20 protein-coding genes are annotated in these 19,967 nt (G+C 70.7%); 10 read left to right on the forward strand and 10 right to left on the reverse strand.

Annotated elements, in window-relative coordinates; translation table 11 throughout:
- Nucleotides 1-66 precede the first annotated feature (66 nt).
- On the forward strand, nucleotides 67-1,086 hold the full coding sequence (locus GGG17_RS17170; protein WP_154593502.1) for a glycosyltransferase: 1,020 nt from the start codon (nucleotides 67-69) through the stop codon (nucleotides 1,084-1,086).
- Between the two features lie 9 nt (nucleotides 1,087-1,095).
- On the opposite strand, the gene GGG17_RS09735 is transcribed toward GGG17_RS17170, so the two are convergent.
- The 3 genes from GGG17_RS09735 to GGG17_RS09745 all read right to left on the reverse strand — a co-directional run bounded on the left by GGG17_RS09735 (nucleotide 1,096) and on the right by GGG17_RS09745 (nucleotide 4,074).
- A complete protein-coding gene (locus GGG17_RS09735) occupies nucleotides 1,096-1,839 on the reverse strand; it encodes an alpha/beta hydrolase (RefSeq protein WP_154593503.1) in 744 nt (247 codons plus the stop codon).
- A gap of 108 nt (nucleotides 1,840-1,947) precedes the next feature.
- Complete coding sequence (locus GGG17_RS09740; RefSeq protein ID WP_154593504.1) at nucleotides 1,948-2,226, reverse strand: Rv1322 family protein; 279 nt, start codon at nucleotides 2,224-2,226, stop codon at nucleotides 1,948-1,950.
- A gap of 75 nt (nucleotides 2,227-2,301) precedes the next feature.
- Nucleotides 2,302-4,074: a 3-hydroxyacyl-CoA dehydrogenase family protein gene (locus tag GGG17_RS09745; RefSeq protein WP_154593505.1), complete on the reverse strand. Its 1,773-nt coding sequence runs from the start codon at nucleotides 4,072-4,074 to the stop codon at nucleotides 2,302-2,304.
- Nucleotides 4,075-4,235: 161 nt separating this feature from the next.
- Here GGG17_RS09745 and nucS point away from each other — a divergent pair, with 161 nt between their 5' ends.
- Complete coding sequence (nucS, locus tag GGG17_RS09750; RefSeq protein WP_311966576.1) at nucleotides 4,236-4,931, forward strand: endonuclease NucS; 696 nt, start codon at nucleotides 4,236-4,238, stop codon at nucleotides 4,929-4,931.
- Between the two features lie 59 nt (nucleotides 4,932-4,990).
- The gene (locus GGG17_RS09755; RefSeq protein ID WP_154593506.1) at nucleotides 4,991-5,896 is read left to right on the forward strand and encodes a beta-1,6-N-acetylglucosaminyltransferase; all 906 of its coding nucleotides are present in this window, start codon (nucleotides 4,991-4,993) and stop codon (nucleotides 5,894-5,896) included.
- Here GGG17_RS09755 and GGG17_RS09760 read toward each other — a convergent pair.
- Genes GGG17_RS09760 through GGG17_RS09770 form a run of 3 tightly spaced genes read right to left on the reverse strand, consistent with a single transcriptional unit; the run spans nucleotide 5,893 to nucleotide 9,011 of the window.
- Complete coding sequence (locus GGG17_RS09760) at nucleotides 5,893-6,531, reverse strand: histidine phosphatase family protein (protein ID WP_154593507.1); 639 nt, start codon at nucleotides 6,529-6,531, stop codon at nucleotides 5,893-5,895. The genes GGG17_RS09755 and GGG17_RS09760 overlap by 4 nt on opposite strands.
- Before the next feature lie 6 nt (nucleotides 6,532-6,537).
- The gene (locus GGG17_RS09765) at nucleotides 6,538-8,631 is read right to left on the reverse strand and encodes an ethylmalonyl-CoA mutase (protein WP_512698684.1); all 2,094 of its coding nucleotides are present in this window, start codon (nucleotides 8,629-8,631) and stop codon (nucleotides 6,538-6,540) included.
- Between the two features lie 20 nt (nucleotides 8,632-8,651).
- On the reverse strand, nucleotides 8,652-9,011 hold the full coding sequence (locus GGG17_RS09770; protein ID WP_195849187.1) for an STAS domain-containing protein: 360 nt from the start codon (nucleotides 9,009-9,011) through the stop codon (nucleotides 8,652-8,654).
- 180 nt (nucleotides 9,012-9,191) lie between these two features.
- Between GGG17_RS09770 and GGG17_RS09775 the strand changes: the two genes are divergently transcribed.
- Nucleotides 9,192-9,812 carry a cob(I)yrinic acid a,c-diamide adenosyltransferase gene (locus tag GGG17_RS09775; RefSeq protein ID WP_154593509.1) on the forward strand — a complete coding sequence of 207 codons (621 nt, stop codon included), beginning with the start codon at nucleotides 9,192-9,194 and terminating at the stop codon, nucleotides 9,810-9,812.
- Between the two features lie 50 nt (nucleotides 9,813-9,862).
- On the opposite strand, the gene GGG17_RS09780 is transcribed toward GGG17_RS09775, so the two are convergent.
- Both GGG17_RS09780 and GGG17_RS09785 read right to left on the reverse strand, forming a co-directional pair.
- Nucleotides 9,863-10,288 (reverse strand): DUF2550 family protein, encoded by a 426-nt coding sequence (locus tag GGG17_RS09780; protein ID WP_154593510.1) that lies wholly within the window; start codon nucleotides 10,286-10,288, stop codon nucleotides 9,863-9,865.
- An 18-nt stretch (nucleotides 10,289-10,306) separates the two neighbouring features.
- Nucleotides 10,307-10,585 (reverse strand): F0F1 ATP synthase subunit epsilon, encoded by a 279-nt coding sequence (locus GGG17_RS09785; protein ID WP_019285651.1) that lies wholly within the window; start codon nucleotides 10,583-10,585, stop codon nucleotides 10,307-10,309.
- Nucleotides 10,586-10,928: 343 nt separating this feature from the next.
- On the opposite strand from GGG17_RS09785, the gene GGG17_RS09790 reads away from it, so the two are divergent.
- From GGG17_RS09790 to GGG17_RS16910, 4 genes are all read left to right on the forward strand, one after another.
- On the forward strand, nucleotides 10,929-11,945 hold the full coding sequence (locus GGG17_RS09790) for a glycosyltransferase family 2 protein (RefSeq protein ID WP_195849188.1): 1,017 nt from the start codon (nucleotides 10,929-10,931) through the stop codon (nucleotides 11,943-11,945).
- Between the two features lie 63 nt (nucleotides 11,946-12,008).
- Nucleotides 12,009-12,959: a YveK family protein gene (locus tag GGG17_RS09795; protein ID WP_154593512.1), complete on the forward strand. Its 951-nt coding sequence runs from the start codon at nucleotides 12,009-12,011 to the stop codon at nucleotides 12,957-12,959.
- Nucleotides 12,956-14,335, forward strand: a complete 1,380-nt coding sequence (locus GGG17_RS17175) for an O-antigen ligase family protein (RefSeq protein WP_154593513.1) — start codon at nucleotides 12,956-12,958, stop codon at nucleotides 14,333-14,335. The genes GGG17_RS09795 and GGG17_RS17175 overlap by 4 nt, the downstream gene beginning before the upstream one ends.
- Entirely contained in the window at nucleotides 14,332-14,886 is a 555-nt protein-coding gene (locus GGG17_RS16910; RefSeq protein ID WP_283809786.1) for an acyltransferase, read from the forward strand. The genes GGG17_RS17175 and GGG17_RS16910 overlap by 4 nt, the downstream gene beginning before the upstream one ends.
- 117 nt (nucleotides 14,887-15,003) lie before the next feature.
- Here the strand turns inward: GGG17_RS16910 and GGG17_RS09810 are convergent, their stop codons facing one another.
- Entirely contained in the window at nucleotides 15,004-16,167 is a 1,164-nt protein-coding gene (locus GGG17_RS09810) for a hypothetical protein (protein ID WP_154593514.1), read from the reverse strand.
- A 59-nt stretch (nucleotides 16,168-16,226) separates the two neighbouring features.
- On the reverse strand, nucleotides 16,227-17,795 hold the full coding sequence (locus GGG17_RS17180; RefSeq protein ID WP_154593515.1) for a polysaccharide biosynthesis C-terminal domain-containing protein: 1,569 nt from the start codon (nucleotides 17,793-17,795) through the stop codon (nucleotides 16,227-16,229).
- A 287-nt stretch (nucleotides 17,796-18,082) separates the two neighbouring features.
- On the opposite strand from GGG17_RS17180, the gene GGG17_RS09820 reads away from it, so the two are divergent.
- Nucleotides 18,083-19,075, forward strand: a complete 993-nt coding sequence (locus GGG17_RS09820) for a glycosyltransferase family 2 protein (RefSeq protein WP_154593516.1) — start codon at nucleotides 18,083-18,085, stop codon at nucleotides 19,073-19,075.
- 5 nt (nucleotides 19,076-19,080) lie between these two features.
- Nucleotides 19,081-19,926 (forward strand): glycosyltransferase family 2 protein, encoded by an 846-nt coding sequence (locus tag GGG17_RS09825; protein WP_230082882.1) that lies wholly within the window; start codon nucleotides 19,081-19,083, stop codon nucleotides 19,924-19,926.
- Nucleotides 19,927-19,967: the final 41 nt, after the last annotated feature.

Below are 19,967 nucleotides of genomic sequence, written 5' to 3' on the forward strand. Positions count from 1 at the left end.
GCTCGGTGCGAGGATGGGTCGACGCCCCGCAGCCGAACCCCCACCGCGACGAGGAGTCGAGGCCCAGTGACGACGGCCCGCCCGCCGATCCTGTCCACCGTCGGAGACCCGCAGGAGCCCGCCTGGCGCGGGCTCATGGAAGCCTCCCACCCCCGCCCGGGACGTCCCCTGCTGTCCCTGCTGGAGCTGTGGGCCGGGTCGTACCGCCGGGAGGCGCTGGTGCTGCGGGGATCCGTCACGGCCCGCGACCTCTACCGCGACCTGGTCTTCGCCCTGGCGCTGCGGCACCGCCGGCGCCGCCCCCGGACGCTCGTCACGGACGCGACCTGGGAGCCGGGCAGCCGGACGCTGGCGGCACGGCTGCCGTGGCTGCAGCCCCACCTCCCCCAGATCGCGCGGTTGATGATCCGCGCGCTGGACGGCCCGCACGTGCACTACGCCGTGCTGTCGCAGGAGGAGCGAGCCGTCTTCGCCCGGACCTGGGGGGTGCCGGTCGAGCGCGTGGTCTTCACCCCCTTCCCGATGACCCTGTACGCCGAGTACGACCGGCAGACGCACGACGGCGGCTACCTGTTCGCGGGCGGCAACTCGCTGCGCGACTACGACCTGCTGGCGACCGCCCTGGCAGGGTCGGGCCATGAGGCCCACGTCGCGAGCCGCTGGACGCCCCCCACCCCCGTGCCGGGGCTGCACGCGCGCCCCACCTCCCACGACGAGTTCACCGAGCTGCTGCTCGGGTGCCGGGCGATGGTGCTGCCGCTGGAGCGGTCCTCCCGCAGCGCGGGCCAGCAGACCTTCCTCAACGCGATGGTCCTCGGCAAGCCAGTGATCGTGACGGACGCCATGGGCGTGCGGGACTACGTCGAGGACGGCGTCACCGGGGTGGTCGTCCCGCCGGACCCGGCCCGCCTGCGGGAGGCCCTGGACCACGTCATGGACCCGGCCAACGCCGAGCACTACCGCCGGATGGGGGCCCGGGCCCGCGCCGAGGTGCTCGGCCGGCGGATGCCCGAGCACTACGTGCAACATCTCGTCGCCGCGCTGGGCTACGGCCCCGCACCCGAGCCGGTGGAGCCGCCGGCGTAGCGCGGGCCGTCAGCCCTCCTCGACCTCGCCATCCCACTGCGTCGGCAGCGGACCGAAGCCCGGCCGCACCCGGGCGACGATCTCGTCCAGGGCCCGCCGCACGTAGGTCTCGCCCACCCACAGGTGCTTGCACCCGTCGACCCCGACGACCTCCGCCTGGGGGACGACGGCGAACCGCTCTCGCGCTTGCTCCGGCTGCAGGTAGTCGTCGTGCTCCGGCACCAGCGCCACCAGCGGCCGACCGTCGACCGCCCACTCCCGCAGGTGCTGGTCCCCGGTCCACCGCAGGGGCGGGCTCAGCAGGATCGCCCCCTCGACGGCGGGGTCGAGGCCGTACATCAGGGTCAGGTCCGTGCCGAAGGACCAGCCCACCAGCCACCGGTGCGGCAGCGGCGGCGTCTCGTGGAACTCGGCGTACTCGATGGCCGCGGCGACGTCGAAGCGCTCCCCCTCGGCGTGGTCGAACTCTCCCTCGCTGGTGCCCCGCGGAGAGCTCGTGCCGCGGGTGTTGAAGCGCAGGACGGCGATGTCGGCGAGCGCCGGCAGCCGGTTCGCGGCCTTCTTGTAGACGTGACTGTCCATGAACCCGCCGTGGGTCGGCAGGGGGTGCAGCGTCACCAGGGTCGCCACGGGGTCGCGGTCGACGGGGAGCGCCAGCTCGCCCACGAGCCGCAGGCCGTCGGCGGTGTGCAGCTCGATCTCCTCGCGGCGGGACGGCAGGACGGTGTTGGCACGGATCTCGTGGCTGGGCAAGCGAGCTCGACTCCTCGGACAGTGGACAGTGGGCTGTGGAGTGTGGGCGGGTCGCACCGGCAGTGCGGTCCGGGCCCTCGGACCGGGCCCTCGGGCTGTATGACGGGGCTAGTGGCGCCGGTCGCGCGCGGACCAGCACTGGCCGTGCCAGTGGCGCCGGTCCGGCAGCCCGCGCAGCCCGTCGGCGGGCCACGCCACGACATGGGCGATCGCGTCGCTCAGCGTCTGCTGGCACCCGGGGCAGCGATAGACCTTGCCGGTAGCGGCGCCCCGGACGCGGCGCACGATCCAGGCGCCGTCGGGGTGCACCTCACGGCGTTCCATGCCCGAGAGGCGCCCCAGCGCCAGCGGCACGTGCTGCTCGCTGCGGCGGTTGGCTCTGGGCATGGCTCCATTGTCGCAAAGATCGCGCCTTCCCTCCGCCGGGACGGGCGGGAGGGCGCGTCGGCATACCGACGATGGTCAGTAGGTGCGGAAGCCCCGCTTGGTCTTGCGGCCGAGGTAGCCCGCGGTGACCATGTGCTCGAGCAGCGGCGCCGGGGCGTAGCCGCGGTCGCGGAACTCCAGGTAGAGCTGGCGCTGGATGGCGTAGGACACGTCGAGCCCGACGACGTCGAGCAGCTCGAACGGCCCCATGGGCAGGGCGCAGCCGTTCTTCATCGCGGTGTCGATGTCGTCGGCCGTGGCGTAGTGCGCCTCGAGCATCTTGACCGCGTCGTTGAGGTAGGGGAACAGCAGCGCGTTGACGATGAACCCGGCCCGGTCGCCGCAGCGGACGGGCACCTTGCCGATGGCCTTGCACAGCTGCAGCACGGTCTCCTCGACGTCCCCGGCGGTCGAGACGGTGGTGACCACCTCGACGAGCTTCATCACCTGGGCGGGGTTGAAGAAGTGCATGCCGATGACGTCGGCAGGGCGGGTGGTGGCCGCCGCCACCTGGATCACGGGCAGCGAGCTCGTCGTGGTGGCGAGGATCGCCCCCTGCTTGCAGACCCCGTCGAGCCGGCGGAACATCTCGGTCTTGACTTCGACGTCCTCGGCGATCGCCTCGACGACCAGGTCGACGTCGGCCAGCGCCGCGACGTCGGTCGCGGACGTGATCCGGCCGAGCGCCTCGGCCTTGGTCTCCTCCGTCGCCCGGCCCTTGCTGATCGCCCGGTCCAGGCTCGCGCCGATCGCCGCGGCAACGCCGGCGGCCTTGTCCTCGGAGCGGCCGACCACGGTGACCGGGTAGCCGGCCTTGGCGAACACCTCGACGATGCCGGCGGCCATGGTGCCGGTGCCGACCACGCCGACCGTGGCGACGTCGCGGGTGGGGCGGGGGGACGCCGACTCGACGGGGGTCAGCGCGTCCGCGACGATCGTGCCGGAGCCGGGTGCCTCGTAGGTGTAGAAGCCGCGCCCCGTCTTGCGACCGAGGAGCCCGGCCGTGACCATCTGCTTGAGGATCGGGCTGGGGGCGTGCAGCTTGTCCCGGCCCTCGCGATACATCGTGTCGAGGACCTGATAGGCCGTGTCCAGGCCGATCAGGTCGAGCAGGGCGAGCGGTCCCATCGGGTAGCCGCAGCCGTACTGCATGGCGGCGTCGAGGTCCTCGCGGGTGGCGTAGCGCGACTCGTACATGCTCATCGCGTGGTTGAGGTAGCCGAAGAGCAGGTAGTTGCCGATGAACCCGGCCTTGTCGCCGACCACGACGGGGGTCTTGCCCAGCCGCTCGGCGAGCTCACGGGCGGCCGTGACGATGTCGGGGTCCGTGACCACGGTGGAGATGATCTCGACGAGCTTCTGCACCGGAGCGGGGTTGAAGAAGTGCAGGCCCAGCACCCGCTCGGGGTGGCTGGTCGCCACGGAGAGCTCGGTGACCGACAGGCTCGAGGTGTTGGTCGCAAGGACGCAGGACTCCTTGACGATGCCGTCGAGACGGGCGAAGAGCTCCCGCTTGATCGCCAGGATCTCCGGCACGGCCTCGACCACCAGGTCGCAGTCCGCGACCGCCTCGAGGTCCGCGGCGAAGGTCACCCGCGCCAGGACCTCCTGCTGCTCCTCGGCCGACATCTTGCCGCGCTCGACGGCGCGACCCGTCGAGCGCTCGACGTGCCCACGCCCACGGGCGACGGCGGCGTCGTCCATGTCGACGGCGACGACGGGGAGGCCGTGCCGTGCGCAGACCTCGACGATGCCCGCACCCATGGTGCCGAGCCCGACCACTCCGATGGTGTCCAACGATCGCTCCATGCCTGGAAGTCTTGAGGGGGGTGATGTCGGTGGCAAGACTGACGGACTGCGGGCTTGGTCACAAAACTACTGGCGGGTATGCCGGTCGCCCGGCGCTCGCGGCCACGCGGGGCCACGCGGCATGCGGCCTCGACGGTGTCCGCGGACTAGGGTGACCTGTCGTGCGACTCGTCATCTCCCGCTGCTCCGTCGACTACGAGGGTCGGCTCGCCGCCCACCTGCCCCTGGCCACCCGGTTGCTGATGATCAAGGGGGACGGCTCGGTCCTGGTGCACTCCGACGGTGGCAGCTACAAGCCGCTCAACTGGATGACGCCGCCGTGCGCGCTCGCCGAGGTCGCGCCCGAGGAGACCGAGGCCGCCGAGGGCGCCACCATCGTGTGGGTCGTCCGCAACGCGAAGTCGGGCGACGCCCTGCGCATCGTGATCCACGAGGTGCTGCACGACAGCTCCCACGACCTCGGCGTGGACCCCGGACTGGTCAAGGACGGGGTCGAGGCGCACCTGCAGAGGCTGCTGGCCGAGCACATCCACACCCTCGGCGACGGCTACTCCCTGGTGCGACGGGAGTACATGACCGCGATCGGCCCCGTCGACATCCTGTGCAAGGACGAGGGCGGCGGCCACGTGGCGGTCGAGATCAAGCGGCGCGGAGAGATCGACGGCGTCGAGCAGCTGACGCGCTATCTCGAGCTGCTCAACCGCGACCCCGCCCTCGCTCCCGTCACCGGCGTCTTCGCCGCCCAGCTCATCAAGCCGCAGGCCCGGACGCTGGCCACCGACCGGGGCATCCGCTGCGTGACCCTGGACTACGACGACCTCAAGGGCATCGACACCTCGGCCTCCCGCCTGTTCTGACCTCGCACTCACCCGGGAACGGCCACCACAACCCTCACCGCCCGGTAGAGTCAAGTGACGTGACCGAGCCCCGATTCTGCTACGTCGTCCTCTGCCACACCCGGGCCGACGCTGTCGCCAGGCTCGTGCGCAGAATTCGACAGCTGTCCCCCGACGCTGCTGTCCTGGTCCGTTACAGCTCGGCGGCGGCACTGGACCGCGCCATGCTGGAAGAGGCCGGCGCCACCGTGCTTGTCAGCGACATCCCGACCTGGTGGGGCGACTGGTCTCTCGTCGACGCCGAGCTGGAGTGCTACGCCGCGGCCCTGCGCCTGTTCGACCCTGATTACGTGGTGCTCGTGTCCGGTCAGGACTACCCCATCGCCGACCTGGCGGCGTGGGAGCGGCGGGTGGCGCAACGGGGGGCCGACGCCATGCTTGCGCTGCACGACCCCGACCCGGTGACCGTCGACAACACATGGCGCATCGTTCGAGGTCCGGCGCTTCCGCGCCCACTGCACCGGGCCGCGGTCGCCGTTGCCTGGAGGATCACCCTGGCCGCCCGGGGCCGCCTCTACCTCAATGACTCTCCAAAGCGGGCGGATCACCGGTGGTGGATCGGCGTTCCGCGCCGCGGCGAACGTCGCCTGGTCCGCAAGGCGAGCCAGTGGAAGGTGCTGTCCCGCCACGCCGTCGAGGTGCTGCTGCAGCACTATCGCCAAGACCCGCAGGAGAGGGCGTTCTTTGCCAGCTGCAAGGTTCCGGACGAGCTGTACGTGGCCTCGACGCTCACCGCGGCGGGGGTGGACGTGGCAGAGGCTCCCACGACCTTCACCCACTTCCCTGAGGACGGCTCGAGCCCGGAGTGGCTGACGCCTCAGCACGTGCGCGAGGCCCGGGAGGCTGGGCCACCGTTTGCGCGCAAGCTGCACCCTGACGCCGGCCCAGAGGTCCTCGCAGCCTTGGACGAGGCTGCTCGCCGCTAGCCCTTGCTCCCTTGGGGGGGCGGATGACCCGGCCAGTCGTCCATGACCCAGCCGTCGGCGTCGACGCGCACCCGCGCAGGCACGCCGTGCGGCACCACGTGATCGACCGCCAGGTCGTCCCGGACGTTGTGGCACAGCCGGGGCAGGACCACTGCCATGATCCACCGGTGCGCGAGCACGAGCACGGACTCCCCGCGGTGCTGGTCGGCGATGGCCTCCATCGCCTGGCGGGCCCGCCACACCACCTGGTGGCCGTCCTCGGCCCCGGGGACGGTGGCGCTGAGGTCGCCCGTCAGCCAGGCGTGCATCACGTGGGCCATGACGGGGTGGCCCACCCGCTGTCCGACCAGCTCGCCGACGGACCGCTCCTCCAGCCCACCCACGACCTCGTGCGGCACGCCGAGGGTCTCGGAGACGAGTCGCCCGCTCTGCACCGAGCGTGCCAGGGGGCTGGTGTAGACGGCAGCGATGCGCACCGAGGGGTCCGCGGCGAGTCGATCGGCGAGGACGACCATCTGGGTCGCGCCGACGTCGGTGAGCCAGCCGCCGTCATCGGTGAGCAGACCCGGATGGGCAAAGGCCGCATGACCATCCCGGGCGACGAGCAGCGTTGCAGGGCACTGCAGGTCGCTCATGGTCCCTCACTCTGGCCGCGAGTCCAGGCCCCGCGCCCGACGGATGACCTCGACCACCTGACCCATGATGTCGTTGAGCCCGAAGTCCTTGGGCGTGAACACCGCCGCGACGCCGAGCTCGCGCAGCCGCCGGGCATCGGCGTCCGGGATGATTCCCCCGACGACGACGGGCACGTCCGTCGCCCCGGCCTCACGCAGGCCCGTCAGCACCTCGGGCACGAGCGACATGTGCGAACCGGACAGGATCGACAGGCCCACGACGTGCACGTCCTCGGCGACAGCGGCAGCCACGATCTGCTCGGGGGTGAGCCGGATCCCCTGGTAGACGACCTCGAACCCCGCGTCTCGAGCTCGCACCGCCACCTGCTCGGCGCCGTTGGAGTGCCCGTCCAGCCCCGGCTTGCCCACGAGGAAGCGCAGGTGCGTGCCGAGCTCGTCGCCGGTGCGCCGCACCGCGTCCCGGACGTCGGCCAGCTCACCGCGCCAGTCGGTGACCCCACTGTCCTCGGCGGTCGACATACGGTCAGGACCGCCCGCCACTGGCGCGGAGGAGACGCCCGTGTGCGCGCGGTACTCGCCGAAGACCTCCCGCAGCGCGTCGGTCCACTCCCCCGTGGTGACGCCGGCCCTGGCGCACTCGATGGACGCGGCCATCAGGTTGGTCGTGGAGGCCGCGTCGGCGCGCAGCCGCTCCAACGCGTCCCGGGCCGCCGCACGTCGGTCCGGGTCAGCGTCGCGCTCGTCCCGCCAGCGGCGCACCGCCTCGACGGCTCGCTCCTCCACGTCGGGGTCGGCCACGTGGATGGCCGTGTCCAGGTCCGCCGTGAGCGGGCTGGGCTCGGTGCCCTGGAAGCAGTTGACGCCGACGACCTTGTCGACGCCGGCCTCGATGCGCCGGCGTCGCTCGGCGTGCGAGGCGACGAGCGCGGACTTGAGGTAGCCGGACTCCACCGCCTCGATCACGCCCCCCATCGCCTCGATGCGCGCCATCTCCTCCTTGGCCCCGGCGACCAGCTCGGCGACCTTGGCCTCGACCACGGTGGAGCCGGCAAAGATGTCATCGTGCTCGAGCAGGTCCGACTCGTAGGCCAGCACCTGCTGGATCCGCAGCGACCACTGCTGGTCCCACGGCCGCGGCAGGCCGAGAGCCTCGTTCCAGGCCGGCAGCTGCACGGCCCTGGCGCGGGCGTCCTTGGACAGGGTGACGGCGAGCATCTCCAGGACGATGCGCTGCACGTTGTTCTCCGGCTGCGCCTCCGTCAGACCCAGGCTGTTGACCTGCACGCCGTAGCGGAAGCGGCGCTGCTTGGGGTCCTGCACTCCGTAGCGCTCCTGCGTCAGCTCGTCCCACAGCTGGACGAACGCCCGCATCTTGCACATCTCCTCGACGAAGCGCACGCCGGCGTTGGCGAAGAAGGAGATGCGGCCGACGACGTCGCCCAGGCTCTCCTGAGGCACCTGACCCGCGGCGACGACGGCGTCGAGCACGGCCGTGGCCGTCGACAGCGAGTAGGCGAGCTCCTGCACGGGCGTCGCGCCCGCCTCCTGGAGGTGATAGCTGCAGATGTTGATGGGGTTCCAGCGTGGGATCTCGGTCACCGTGTAGGCGATCATGTCGGTGATCAGGCGCAGCGACGGCCCCGGGCCGAAGACGTGGGTCCCCCGGCTGAGGTACTCCTTGACGATGTCGTTCTGCGTGGTCCCGGCCAGTCGGCGCCGGGCCTCGACGGGATCGGCTCCGGCCTCCTCGGCCTGCTCCTCGGCCACCGCGTCGTAGAGCGCGAGCAGCCACATGGCCGTGGCGTTGATCGTCATCGAGGTGTTCATCTCGGCCAGCGGTATGCCGTCGAACAACGCCCGCATGTCGCCGACGTGGCTGATGGGGACGCCCACCTTGCCGACCTCGCCCCGCGCCAGCACGTGGTCGGGGTCGTGCCCCGTCTGGGTGGGGAGGTCGAAGGCCACGGAAAGGCCGGTCTGTCCCTTGGCGAGGTTGCGGCGGTAGAGCGCGTTGCTGGCGGCGGCCGAGGAGTGGCCGGCGTAGGTCCTCATCACCCACGGTCGGTCCTTGGGGCGCTCGGTCATCTGCTCGTCAGCCATGTCGGCAAACTACCGGCGCGTCAGCCCCTGGCGGGAGGGCCGCCGACGGTGACGGTGGCCACAGGCTCGGGCACCGGGCGGCGGCGGCGCTGGAGGACCTTGCCGAGCCGCATCGCGGCGACCACCCGCTCGAAACGGTCGGAAGGGTCGACGATGACCAGGGTCCGTCCTGCGCGCGCGGCCCGATGGTGCACGCCCGCGACCAGGGCCAGCGCCGTCGAGTCGTGGATCTCGGCTCCCGCCAGGTCGAGGATCAGCTCGCCCTCACCGAAGACGATGGCCCGGTGCAGCTCCTCGCGCAGGGCGTGGTCGTTGCCCGCGTCCAGGCGCCCCGTGACCCGCAGCTCGGCCCCGGGCACGACGACCTCCACCGTCGTCACCGAGGGGTGCGTACGAGCTCTGACCATCGGGCCCCCACGTGGTCGGCCGGTGCGTCGCCGACAGACCGGATACTCAAAGTGATGTGTCGTCACCCATTGAACACCACGGACGCGGTCCGCGGTGGGAGTGCGTCGCTTCCCCGTCCAGGTCGGAGGAGGCCCGCGTGGGACGATGACGTCATGGTCAACCTCACGCGCATCTACACCCGGACCGGCGACGACGGCACCACCCACCTCGGCGACTTCTCGCGCACCAGCAAGACCGACCCGCGACTGCAGGCCTACGCGGACAGCAACGAGGCGAACGCGGCCCTCGGGATTGCGGTCGCCGCCGGGTCGCTGCGCGAGGACGTCGTCTCCACCCTCACGCGGATCCAGAACGACCTCTTCGACGTCGGAGCGGACCTGTGCAACCCGCTGCGGAGCGAGACCCCGGAGTACCCGCCCCTGCGGGTCCAGGCGCCGTGGATCGACGAGCTCGAGGCCGACTGCGACCGCTACAACGGCGAGCTCGACAAGCTCCGGTCGTTCATCCTCCCGGGCGGGACGCCCGGATCGGCCTACCTGCACCTCGCGTGCACCGTCGTGAGGAGGGCCGAGCGGAGCACCTGGGCGGCCCTCGAGCGGTATGGCGACCAGCCCGCACCCGAGGGAGCCGACAAGGGCGAGGGCGGCGTCAACGTGCTCACCGCGAAGTACCTGAACCGCCTCTCGGACCTGCTGTTCATCCTCGCCCGCGTCGCGAACCTCGACGCAGGTGGCGACGTCCTCTGGCAGCCGGGCGGGGGTCGTTCCAGCTGATCGTCCAGTCACGGCTGACGGGCTCTGTGGCCCCCGCGCGCGAGGTGAGCTCAGGCTGCGCGCGGGGGACGCCCTGGTGGCCGCGCCTCCTGCCAGGACCGGACCGCGGTGCAGTCGTCACGAGGCAGAGCCAGGTCGAAGGCCACCTCGCCCTGGGCGCACCGCATGACGAGCGGGTCGTCGATCAGGGACGGGGACTCTCCACGGGACGGCGTGTGGACGCCCAGCACCTCGACCCCCGCTCGCGGCATGACGTGGCTCGGGGCGAGGGACACCCCGGAGGGGGTGAAGAAGAGCAGAGCGTCGGTGTCGTAGCGCGCCAGGCGCAGGCGCCACGGATCCTCACGCGTGGGACGGACGGCACAGAGGAACATCGGTGCGCCGTCGGAGATCAGGCGCCGACGTACGAAGACCAGCGTCGTGAGCACGCCGAGCAGCAGGAGGGCACCGGCGACCGCGAACTCCGCGACCTCCATGCCCGCCACCGTCGCGACCTAGTGGCGCTCGGCGCGAGGTGCCGCGTCGGTGTCAACGTGCTCCGCGACCAACGTCACCTTGTCGTCGTGCACGGAGAGGAAGCCGGAGTCGATCTGGACGACCTGGCGCCCCTCGCCGGAGGTGATGGAGACCTGACCCTCGACCAGGACACCCAGCAGCGGTGCGTGGCCCGGCAGGATGCCGAGCTCGCCCTCGGTGGTGCGGGCGGTGACGGCGGAGGCCTCGCCCTCCCAGACCGGACGATCCGCGGAGACGAGTTGGACCTGCAGTGGCACGGAAGGCTCCTCCACCCTCGGGGACGATTCGTCTCATGCTACAAGCCCGGACGAGGAGCCACGGACCGCGCCGGGAGGACGAAATCCACGATGCTGTCCGTTGCGTGGTGACTAGTCCGAAAGAATGGTGAAAGGTGACTAGATGCCCATCTAGTCCTTACACATTGCGTAATTTCCGACTACTACGAAGCACCTGATTCCACACATGGAGTGGGCTTCGACAAGAGGCTGCCGTCAGACGACCACGCTGGGTAACCTGGACGCTGAATGCCAAGACCAGCCAGGCATGCGGCTCGAGCGAGTCGCCGCTGGGTGGTGCCAGCACCTCTGGGGGGAGACGACCATGACCGCGAACGACAGACCGCCACTGGTCTCCATCGTCGTGCCGACGTACAAGCGGCCCGCGATGCTGCGCGAGGCCCTGGGGTCGGTCCTCGGACAGACCCTGCAGGACCTGGAGGTCATCGTCTGCGACAACGCCAACGACCCCGAGACCCGCGAGGTGGTGACCTCGTTCGACGACGACCGCGTCACCTACGTCGGCCGTCCGGAGAACATCGGGATGATGGCCAACGCGATCGACGGCTTCCGCCGGGCCAGCGGCGAGCTGGTGATCAAGCTCGACGACGACGACGCCTTCGAGCCGGACGCGCTCGAGACGCTCGCGGCACCCTTCGCGGGCCGCCCCGAGCTGACCGCGTCGTTCTGCGACCTCCAGCTCGTCGACGTCGCCGGCCGGCCCCTGGTCGAGGCGACCGCGAAGCTGCAGCACGACACCCACCGCGAGTCGCTGCCGGAGGGACTGCACGCACCATCCAGCACCATCGCGGTCCAGGGCGCCGTGAGCCTCTCCGGTGCGTTGCTGAGGCGGACGGCCATCGACTGGCTGGACGTCCCGGAGCAGGCGGGGACCTCCTACGACCTCTACCTCACGGTCGCCGCCGCCCGGGACGGTGCGGCCGCGTGGTACTCGCACCGTCCGCTCGTGCGATACCGCATCCACGGGGCGAACGACAGCGTCAAGAACGTCATCCCGAGCCTGGAGGCGTCCCAGTTCATCCTCCGGGAGGCGCTGACCTCGGGTCGTCACGGGAACCCCCGGCCCTTCCGGGAGCGCATGGCTCAGGGTGATGCCAGGTTGGCGCGGGAGTATCTCCTGAGCGGCGACAACGGTCGCGCGCTCCGGCGTGCGCTGAGGAGCCTCCGCGTCCACCCGACGCGAGCGGCCGCCGCGGCCGCCGCGCTCAGCCTCCTGCCCCGCGGCCTCGGTACCGCGGTGAGCCGGCGTCGCCGCGCCGCCTACCTCGGCGCCGCAGAGCGACGGGCAGCCACCAGGCCGCCCACCGCCGTCGACAACTGATCCGCAGCCAGACAGCACCTAGACAGCACCACGACGGTCCCACCGTCCCTCCGAAGGAGTCTCGTGACCACTGCTCATCCTCAGACTGCCCCGTCCTCACCGCTGTCGGCCCTGGCCCGGCGCTGGTGGCTGGCGCTCGCCCTGCCCCTCGTGCTCGCGGTGCTCGGCTACCTGGCAGGGGCTGCGAAGACCCCCACCTACACCGCGGAGGCACGGACCTCCGTGGGCACCGGCAACATCTCCGCGGGTCAGATCGCGGGCTTCCCCCAGGCAACCACCGAGATGGCGGCCAACTACTCCCGCTGGGTCAACGACCGGGGCATCGAGGGCAAGGGCGACGTGCCGGCCGGCACCGAGGTGAGCGCCTCCCCCGTCCCTGACTCGAACGTCATCCGGATCGAGGCCAAGGGCCCCGACAAGGCCGGGGTCGTCACCGCGGCGCAGAAGGCCGCCGACGACCTCGTCAAGGCCGTGAACTCCAAGAAGGCGGACAGCGACCCCGAGGTGACCCTCGCCCAGCTCAAGAAGCTCGGTGACGAGTGGGGCGCCGCCAAGGCCGCGTCCGACGCGGCCGACACCGCCGCCGGGCAGGCCGCCGGACGGGCCACCAGCCAGGCTGCTATCACGAGCACCCGCAGCGCGGCCGCGCGGGCGCACGCCAAGGAAGCCACCCTGCGCGTGCAGTTCGACGCCGTCGGGCAGAAGTACCAGCAGCAGATCTCCCAGGGGTCGCAGGCCGCGAACCTCGTGGTCGTCAAGCCCGCCGAGCTCAGCGCCTCCACCAAGGCCGGCAACCAGCAGCGCTACGCCCTCGGTGGCCTCGTCGTCGGCCTGGCCCTCGCGCTGCTCCTCGCCGTCCTGCTGGACCGTCGGCAGGCGCGCGTCGGCCGTGGGCGGGCCGCTCAGGACGGGCGCCGCCACCGCGCCCCGGTGACCGACCCGGAGGTCATCGAGGCCCCGGTGCCGGGAGCGGGTGAGGAGCGGGGCGCCACCGTGCGGAGCGAGCGCGCGTGACCGTCGACGCCAAAGCCTCTCCTCTCGCGACCGGCACGCCGGGCGAGGCCCGTGAGCGCGAGTCGATCCCGGTCTACGTATGGCTGATGCTGGCCTACCTGGTGACCAACATGTTCTCCGGCCACTGGAGCGAGCTGGGCATCCCGGCCCCGCTGGACCGAGCCATCCTGCTGGCCGCGCTCACCCTGCTGTACCTCGACCCGGAGCGCGACCGCGCCCGTTGGCGGCCGATCTACGGCGTCATGATCTTCCTGGTCCTGTGGACGACCTGGTCAGCCCTCACGGCAGGCACCCTCCTGACCGACAAGGGCTTCTACGCCCTGCTGGACCGGATCATCGTGCCCATGGTCATGCTGCTGGTGGGCGCCCTGGTCTTCACCACCCCCCGGCGTCGAGACCTGCTGCTCAAGACCTTGGTCCCGATGGGGCTCTACCTCGGGCTGACGTCGTGGTTCACCATCGTCGGTCCGCGCTCCCTGGTGTGGCCGCGCTACATCATCACCTTCCTCGACACCAACCCGTTGGCGGCCAACGACAGCCGTGCGGTCGGTCCGTTCCTGACCGGCGAGGGCAGCGGCTTCACGATGAACCTCTGCCTCTTCGCAGCCGGTTTCGCCGTCTATCGGTTCCGTGGCCTGTGGCGCTGGCTCGCGCTGGCGACGATACCCGCCTGCCTGATGGGTGTCGTCCTCACGGCGACGCGCTCGGCATGGCTCGCGGCTGCCCTCGGGCTCGTGGCCGTCTCCTTGCTTACTCCCGTGCTGCGCCGCTGGTTGATCCCCGCGGGGGTGGCGCTCGTGGCGCTCGGCGCGGCCGCACTCGTCGCGGTCCCCACCGTGTCCGAGCTGGTCCTGTCCCGCTTCGGCACGCAACGGTCGCTCTACGACCGCGCCAACACCTACGAGGCGGGGTGGCGCGCCCTGGACCAGCACCCGCTCTTCGGCGTCGGGTGGTCCACCTTCATCGACCACGGCGTGGACTGGGTGCGACAGTCACCGGAGTACCCCATCACCACCGTGACCATCGAGATCCACAACGTCTTCCTGTCGCGGGCCGTGGAGACCGGGGTCATCGGTGGTGTGCTGTGGGCCGTCATCTGCCTCTTCGGCCCCTTCATCGTGCTGCTGCGCCCCGACCGTCGCACGCCGGAGCGCTACGGCTGGTGGCTGTTCACCGTCATGGCCTTCTTCGCGTGGCTCGTGCCGACCATGACCAGCCCCAACCCCTTCCCCCTGCCCAACACCCTCACCTGGATGATCGCGGGCATCGCCGGGCGCGAGTTCATCGTGCGCACGACCGGGTCCCGTACGGCGGAGCCGCAGCCCGCGGCCGCCCTGGACGAGCTGCGGCCTGCGACATCGACCAGAGAGGCATGACCATGGGCCTGAAGGACGTCTATCGGTTGGCACGCGACGAGTGGCTCCCCAAGGAGCAGCTGCGTCGGCGCAACCCGGGCGCCTACGTCACCACCCGGGCGATCTTTCGCGGAGACCCCACCCGCGTCCACCTGGGGGCGGAGGTCTACGTGGCCGGCCCCACGGTCCTGGTCTGCGACGACGGCGGCGGCCTCACAGGTGGTCGGCTCAGCGTCGGCGACCGCACCTACATCGGCGAGTTCAACAACATCCGCTGCGCGGGTGCCTCCATCGTGATCGGCTCCGACTGCCTGATCAGCCAGCACATCACGATCGTCGGCTCCAACCACGGGGTCGCCGCGGGCCGCACCATCGTCAGCCAGCCCTGGTCCGGCGACGGGGTCGAGATCGGCGACGACGTGTGGATCGGCTCCGGGTGCACCATCCTGCCGGGCGCCAGGATCGGCGACGGGGCCGTGGTGGCCGCCGGTTCCGTCGTGCGCGGCACCGTGGAGCCCGGCGCCATCGTGGCGGGCGCCCCCGCCCGGCAGCTCCGCAGCCGCGAGGGCTGAGCCCCGCAGGTCGCCAGCGAGCGCGGTGAGGCCCGAGGCGGGCATCTCGGCATACGGCACAGGCAGGCGGGCCCCGCTCCCCCCTGGGGGGAGCGGGGCCCGCCTGCGTCTCGTGGCTCAGGAGCCGGGCTTGCCGTACTCCCGCTGCACGACCTGCACCTTGTCCCAGGGGAAGCCCTCCAGGACCTTGTAGTTGGGCTGGCCGCCGAGGATCTCGGGCCACGGATCCTTGCCCGTCCGGGCCTTCTCCGGCTGACCCGACTCGGCATACAAGGCCACAGCGCCCGAGGTGTCCACGACGATGAAGCCGTACTTTTGGGCTGCGCGTGCAACAGCCTTACCAATTGGGGACAGCTGGAGCTTCTCGACGTCGACGGAGGGATCGAGCCTTAGCCGAGCCCCTTCGGGGATGGCGGTGGGATCGTTTGAGTTACCGTCACTGCGGTTGGCGGGATACCAGATCTGGCTTGCATCCCTCGTGGCGATCAACCCGATTCCCATGGCGTGTTCGATCTTCCGGGTGCGCGCTTCCTGCAAAGAAATCATGTAACCGACATGTGCCAGTCCCGACGCGGCGACACCGAACGGTTGATCGTAGTAGCCAGGAGCGGTCGAGACGTTGTCGATACGACCGCCCCAGCAGGCCCGCCACCCGGGCTTGGCGCCCTTGGTGGGCTCCATCACCCAGAACTCCCACAGCTGGTCGGTGTCCTTGTTGTAGATGGACAGAGCTTTGTCCGTCCCTGAGGCCGGCTGAGCGTTCCGAGGCACGGGCACCTGCTTGAACATCGCGGGGCCGTTGAGGAGGCCAGCTGGAGCGGCACCCTTCTTCTGGCAGTCGTAGAACGCCACGTCCTGTTTGGGTACAGAGTTATCGACCACGTAGAAGCTCGGGTTGTACTGGTGCGTATTGAAGGCGGCAACGCCTCCCCAGTGAGGCGTGATCTGCCCCTGGAGGTTCTTGATCATCGCCGCGCTGTCTTGGTCCTTCGGTGCCTTGCTGACGTCGACGCGAAAGACGTTGTCGGGGGCGAAGAGCTGGCTGGGCGGCGTGTCGGCAGCCTTGGGCGAGGCCACGGTGGTGGGCGGCGTCGTCAGGGCCATCTGCGTGCGCGTCGTGCCCCCCGGCGAGGCGGAGGTGGAGGCCGAGGGCGCCCCCGAGGAGGTGGGCGCGCCAGAGGTCGGCGAGGTCTTGTCGGGCTCCCCCGAGCAGGCCGCCGCGCCGAGCAGCAGCACGGCAGCGGCGGCGGACAGCGAGGCCCGCGTGCGCGTGGTCGTCATCGTTGTGATCCCCCAGGTGGTCAGGTGGTCATTCGATCAGGTGGCTGGTGCGGCGGCGCTCAGGTGACCAGGTCCGCGCCGCGGCGGCGGCGGTCGATCATCGCCTTGAGCTCTCGAGGTCCAACGGTCAGCAGGACGTAGACGATCCCGGCCGGAGCCGCAGCGACGCCGCAGGCCAGCAGCGAGAGTGCTCCCTCCTTGATGTAGCCGGCGCCGATGAGCAGGCTCATTCCGTAGACGGACAGGTAGGCGATGGACGCGGTGAAGAGCATCTCCAGCACCGGGACCTCCTGCAAGGAGGAGCGCGGAGCCTGCGGGAGGTGCTTGGCGACGTGGCGCAGCAGGAAGACGAAGGCGACGAGCTGTGCCGCGACGGTGGCGGCGACGGACCCGAGGACCCCGAACGGGATGATGAAGGCCACCGTCAGGGCGAGGTTGAGCGTCACGTTGACGATGCCGTACCTCATGTCGATCTCGGGGCGCCCGAGCGTGAGCACCCACAGGATCAGCGGGATGGCGAGCAGCGGGAAGAAGTGGCCCAGCAGCGCCAGCGCGGCGACCTGGCCCGGCAGCGGCGTGTCCATGTGCAGCCAGTGCACGACGCCGAAGAAGCAAGCCGGCACGCCGACGGCCACCCAGCCCGACACGAACTTCACCCACAGGCTCTGCAGCCGCTCGAAGCGCGGCAGCGAGACCTCCGCGCCGTCGGCGCCGACCCACCGCCCGATGAGCGCCTGCATAGGCGTGCCGGCCGCGTTGGCAGGCAGCGACCGCAGCTGGAAGGCGAACTGCGAGCCGGGCCCGAAGATCCCGACCTGGGCCGCGGCGAAGCGCCCCACGATGAGCATGTCGCCCTGCAGCCCCGCCATCTCCAGGACGCTCGCGATCTGCGCCTTCCAGGCGTAAGTGAAGAAGTCCTTCAGCTCCGCCATGGTGATGAAGCGGACGCCGTCGCGGGACAGGAAGCGCATCGCCGACGGGACGATCAGCACCGTGCTGAGGATCTGCTGAGCGATGAACGTGTAGGCGACGCCGTAGAGGCCCACGCCTGACTTCACGGTCCAGATCATGCCGGCGGCGTAGACGGCGTGCCCGAGGAGCCCGGTCAGGCTGGGGACGGAGAACTTCTGCATGCTGTAGAGCACGCAGGCGAAGAGCTGGCGGGCCAGCGCGACCCCGACCACGACCACCATTGTGCGCAGCAGGAAGGTCGTCTGGTCCTGCAGGGCGGCGGAGGTCTTGAAGAAGCGGACGATGGCCGGCGACGCGATCCACAGAGCGGTGAAGACCACCGCCGAGACGGCGGTCACGATGCCGATGAGCGAGACGAGCAGCTTGGTCATCTGCTCGCGCGCGCCCCGGCCGGCATAGATGGTGAAGTAGCGCTGGGCGCTCGCTCCGATCCCCCCGTCGAAGGTCCCCATCGCGGCCGCGAGGCTGTTGACGACCAGGAACTTGCCGTAGGCCTCCAGACCCAGCCCGTGAAAGACGAAGGGGGTCAGGACCAGGTTGAGCGCCAACGGGGCCACCTGGGCCAGGGTCTGCCAGCTGGCCCCACGCACCAGCACCCGGGCTGCAGAGCTCGACCCGGCCGGCGTCGCAGGAGTGTCCGTCGTCCCCTCAGTCACGCGCGCACCCCTGCGGGCGCGGCAGCAGGGCAGCGGGACGGACACGGAGGGTGAAGGGCACCCCGTCATCCTACGGTCGGGTCCCGGGCCTTCGGTTACGTTCCGAGATCTTGAGAGTGCGCTCCGAGGCATGGGGTCCGGCTCCACCCAGGGGGACCAGACCGGCCTCACCGTGCGTGCGCGGACGTTACCGCAGCGCGATGACGCCTGCTCCAGAATCCCGCCAACGCCCTTCCCGACCCGCTCCACGCCCGTAGGGTTGGGGGCGGACCAGGAACGGAGTACCCATGCCTTCACCGAGCCAGCCGCTCGTGTCGATCGTCATCCCCTGCTACCAGGCGCAGCGCTTCCTCGGAGCGGCGGTCACGAGTGCCCTGACGCAGACCTACCCGCACATCGAGGTCGTGGCGACCGACGACGGCAGCAGCGACCGCACGCCGGAGCTGCTCGCCGCCTACGGCGACCTCGTGCGGGTCGTGACCCAGGACAACAAGGGCCTGCCGGGCGCCCGCAACGCGGCGATCCACGAGGCCCGGGGCGAGCTGATCTGCCTCCTCGACGCCGACGACATCCTGCTGCCGCCCTACGTCCAGGCGGCCGTCGACGTGTGGGCGGCGGCGGGGTCGCCACGGGCCTTCGTCACGTGCGACGCGCTGCTGATGAGCGCGGCCGGGATCGTGCCGGGGCGCACCGTGCTGCCCTCCGGCACCCCCTCCCCCGACCGGCAGCGACAGCACATCCTGGAGAACAACTTCGTGTCGGGCTTCGCGGTCTTCCCCCGCCGCATGTGGGAGGAGGTCGGCGGCTACGACGAGTCCATGCGGGTCTGCGAGGACTACGACTTCTGGGCTCGCGCGATCTACGGCGGCTGGCGCGCGGAGTATGTCACCGCGCAGCACGCGCTGTACCGCCGGGTGTCCGGCACCCTGTCCACGCAGAGCGAGCGGATGTATGCCGGGGAGCAGGAGGTGCTGCGGCACATCGCCGAGCAGTACGCCGACTCGCTGAGCGCGCAGGAGCGGGCCTTCGTCGAGCTGCGGCTCGCGCAGGGCTCCGCCGTGCGGCAGGTCGACCTAGGTGAGCACGCGCTGCGCCGCGGGGACCGGGCGACCGCCGCCCACCACTTCGCCCTGGCAGCCCGGCTCATGCCGAGCTCGCGCCGGATCAGGCTCAAGGCCGAGCTGCTGCGGCGCCTCCCCGCGGCCGGGTCGGTCTACGCTCGTCGCCTGGCCACCAAGGACCGGGAGACCGGACGAACCTTCGAGGACACCAGCTCGTGACAGCTATGCGCCCCCCGACGCCCCGGGCGTCTGTGATCATCCCTGCACACAACGAGGCCAGGGTTATACACCGGTGCCTGCAGTCCCTCGAGGACTCGGGCCTGCCCCTGGACATCGTGGTCGCCGCCAACGGCTGCACCGACAGCACTGTGGAGGTCGCGAGCTCGTTCGCTGGCGTGACGGTCCTAGACCTGCCTGAGCCCTCTAAGGTCGCCGCGCTCAACTCCGGCGATGCGGCAGCAGTGGCATACCCGCGCGTCTACCTCGATGCGGACATCTCTCTATCGCCCACCGCTCTGGCCGATCTCGTCCGCGCCCTTGACACGGACCGTGCGATCGCGGCGGCCCCGCAGGTCCGCTTCGCAACGGATGCGGCGTCCTGGCCGGTGCGCGCCTTCTACGACGTATTCAGGGAACTGCCCTACGTTCGCGACCAGCTGGTTGGGCTCGGTGTCTACGGCCTATCTCGCAGCGGGCGAGCTCGCTTCGAACGATTCCCGGCGTTAACCAGTGATGACCTCTTCGTGCAGCGGCTCTTCGCGCCGGACGAGCGCATCGTGGTCCCGAGCACCTTCGAGGTGCAGGTCCCTCGGACCTTGAGCAATTTGATTGCGGTGCGCGTGCGCGTGGCAAAGGGAAACCGTCAGCTTGCCCGCGAGGGCGATGATTCTGCCCGGGGCGACTTCTCCCCGAGCACGGGCGGCACGGCCACTGCCCTCCTGGGCTTGGTGCGGAGTCGCCCGACAACGACTCCATCCGTCCTCGTGTATCTGGCAGTGACCCTCGTAGCCCGTGCTCGCGCCCAGCGTGCGAAGGCAGGGGCGTGGGAGCGAGACGCGTCCACTCGCTGACTCACTGGGAATCTATTTCAGAGCCGTATCGCATTCTAACG

The sequence above is a fragment of the Arsenicicoccus cauae genome (assembly GCF_009707125.1).
GTDB classification, from domain to species: domain Bacteria; phylum Actinomycetota; class Actinomycetes; order Actinomycetales; family Dermatophilaceae; genus Arsenicicoccus; species Arsenicicoccus cauae.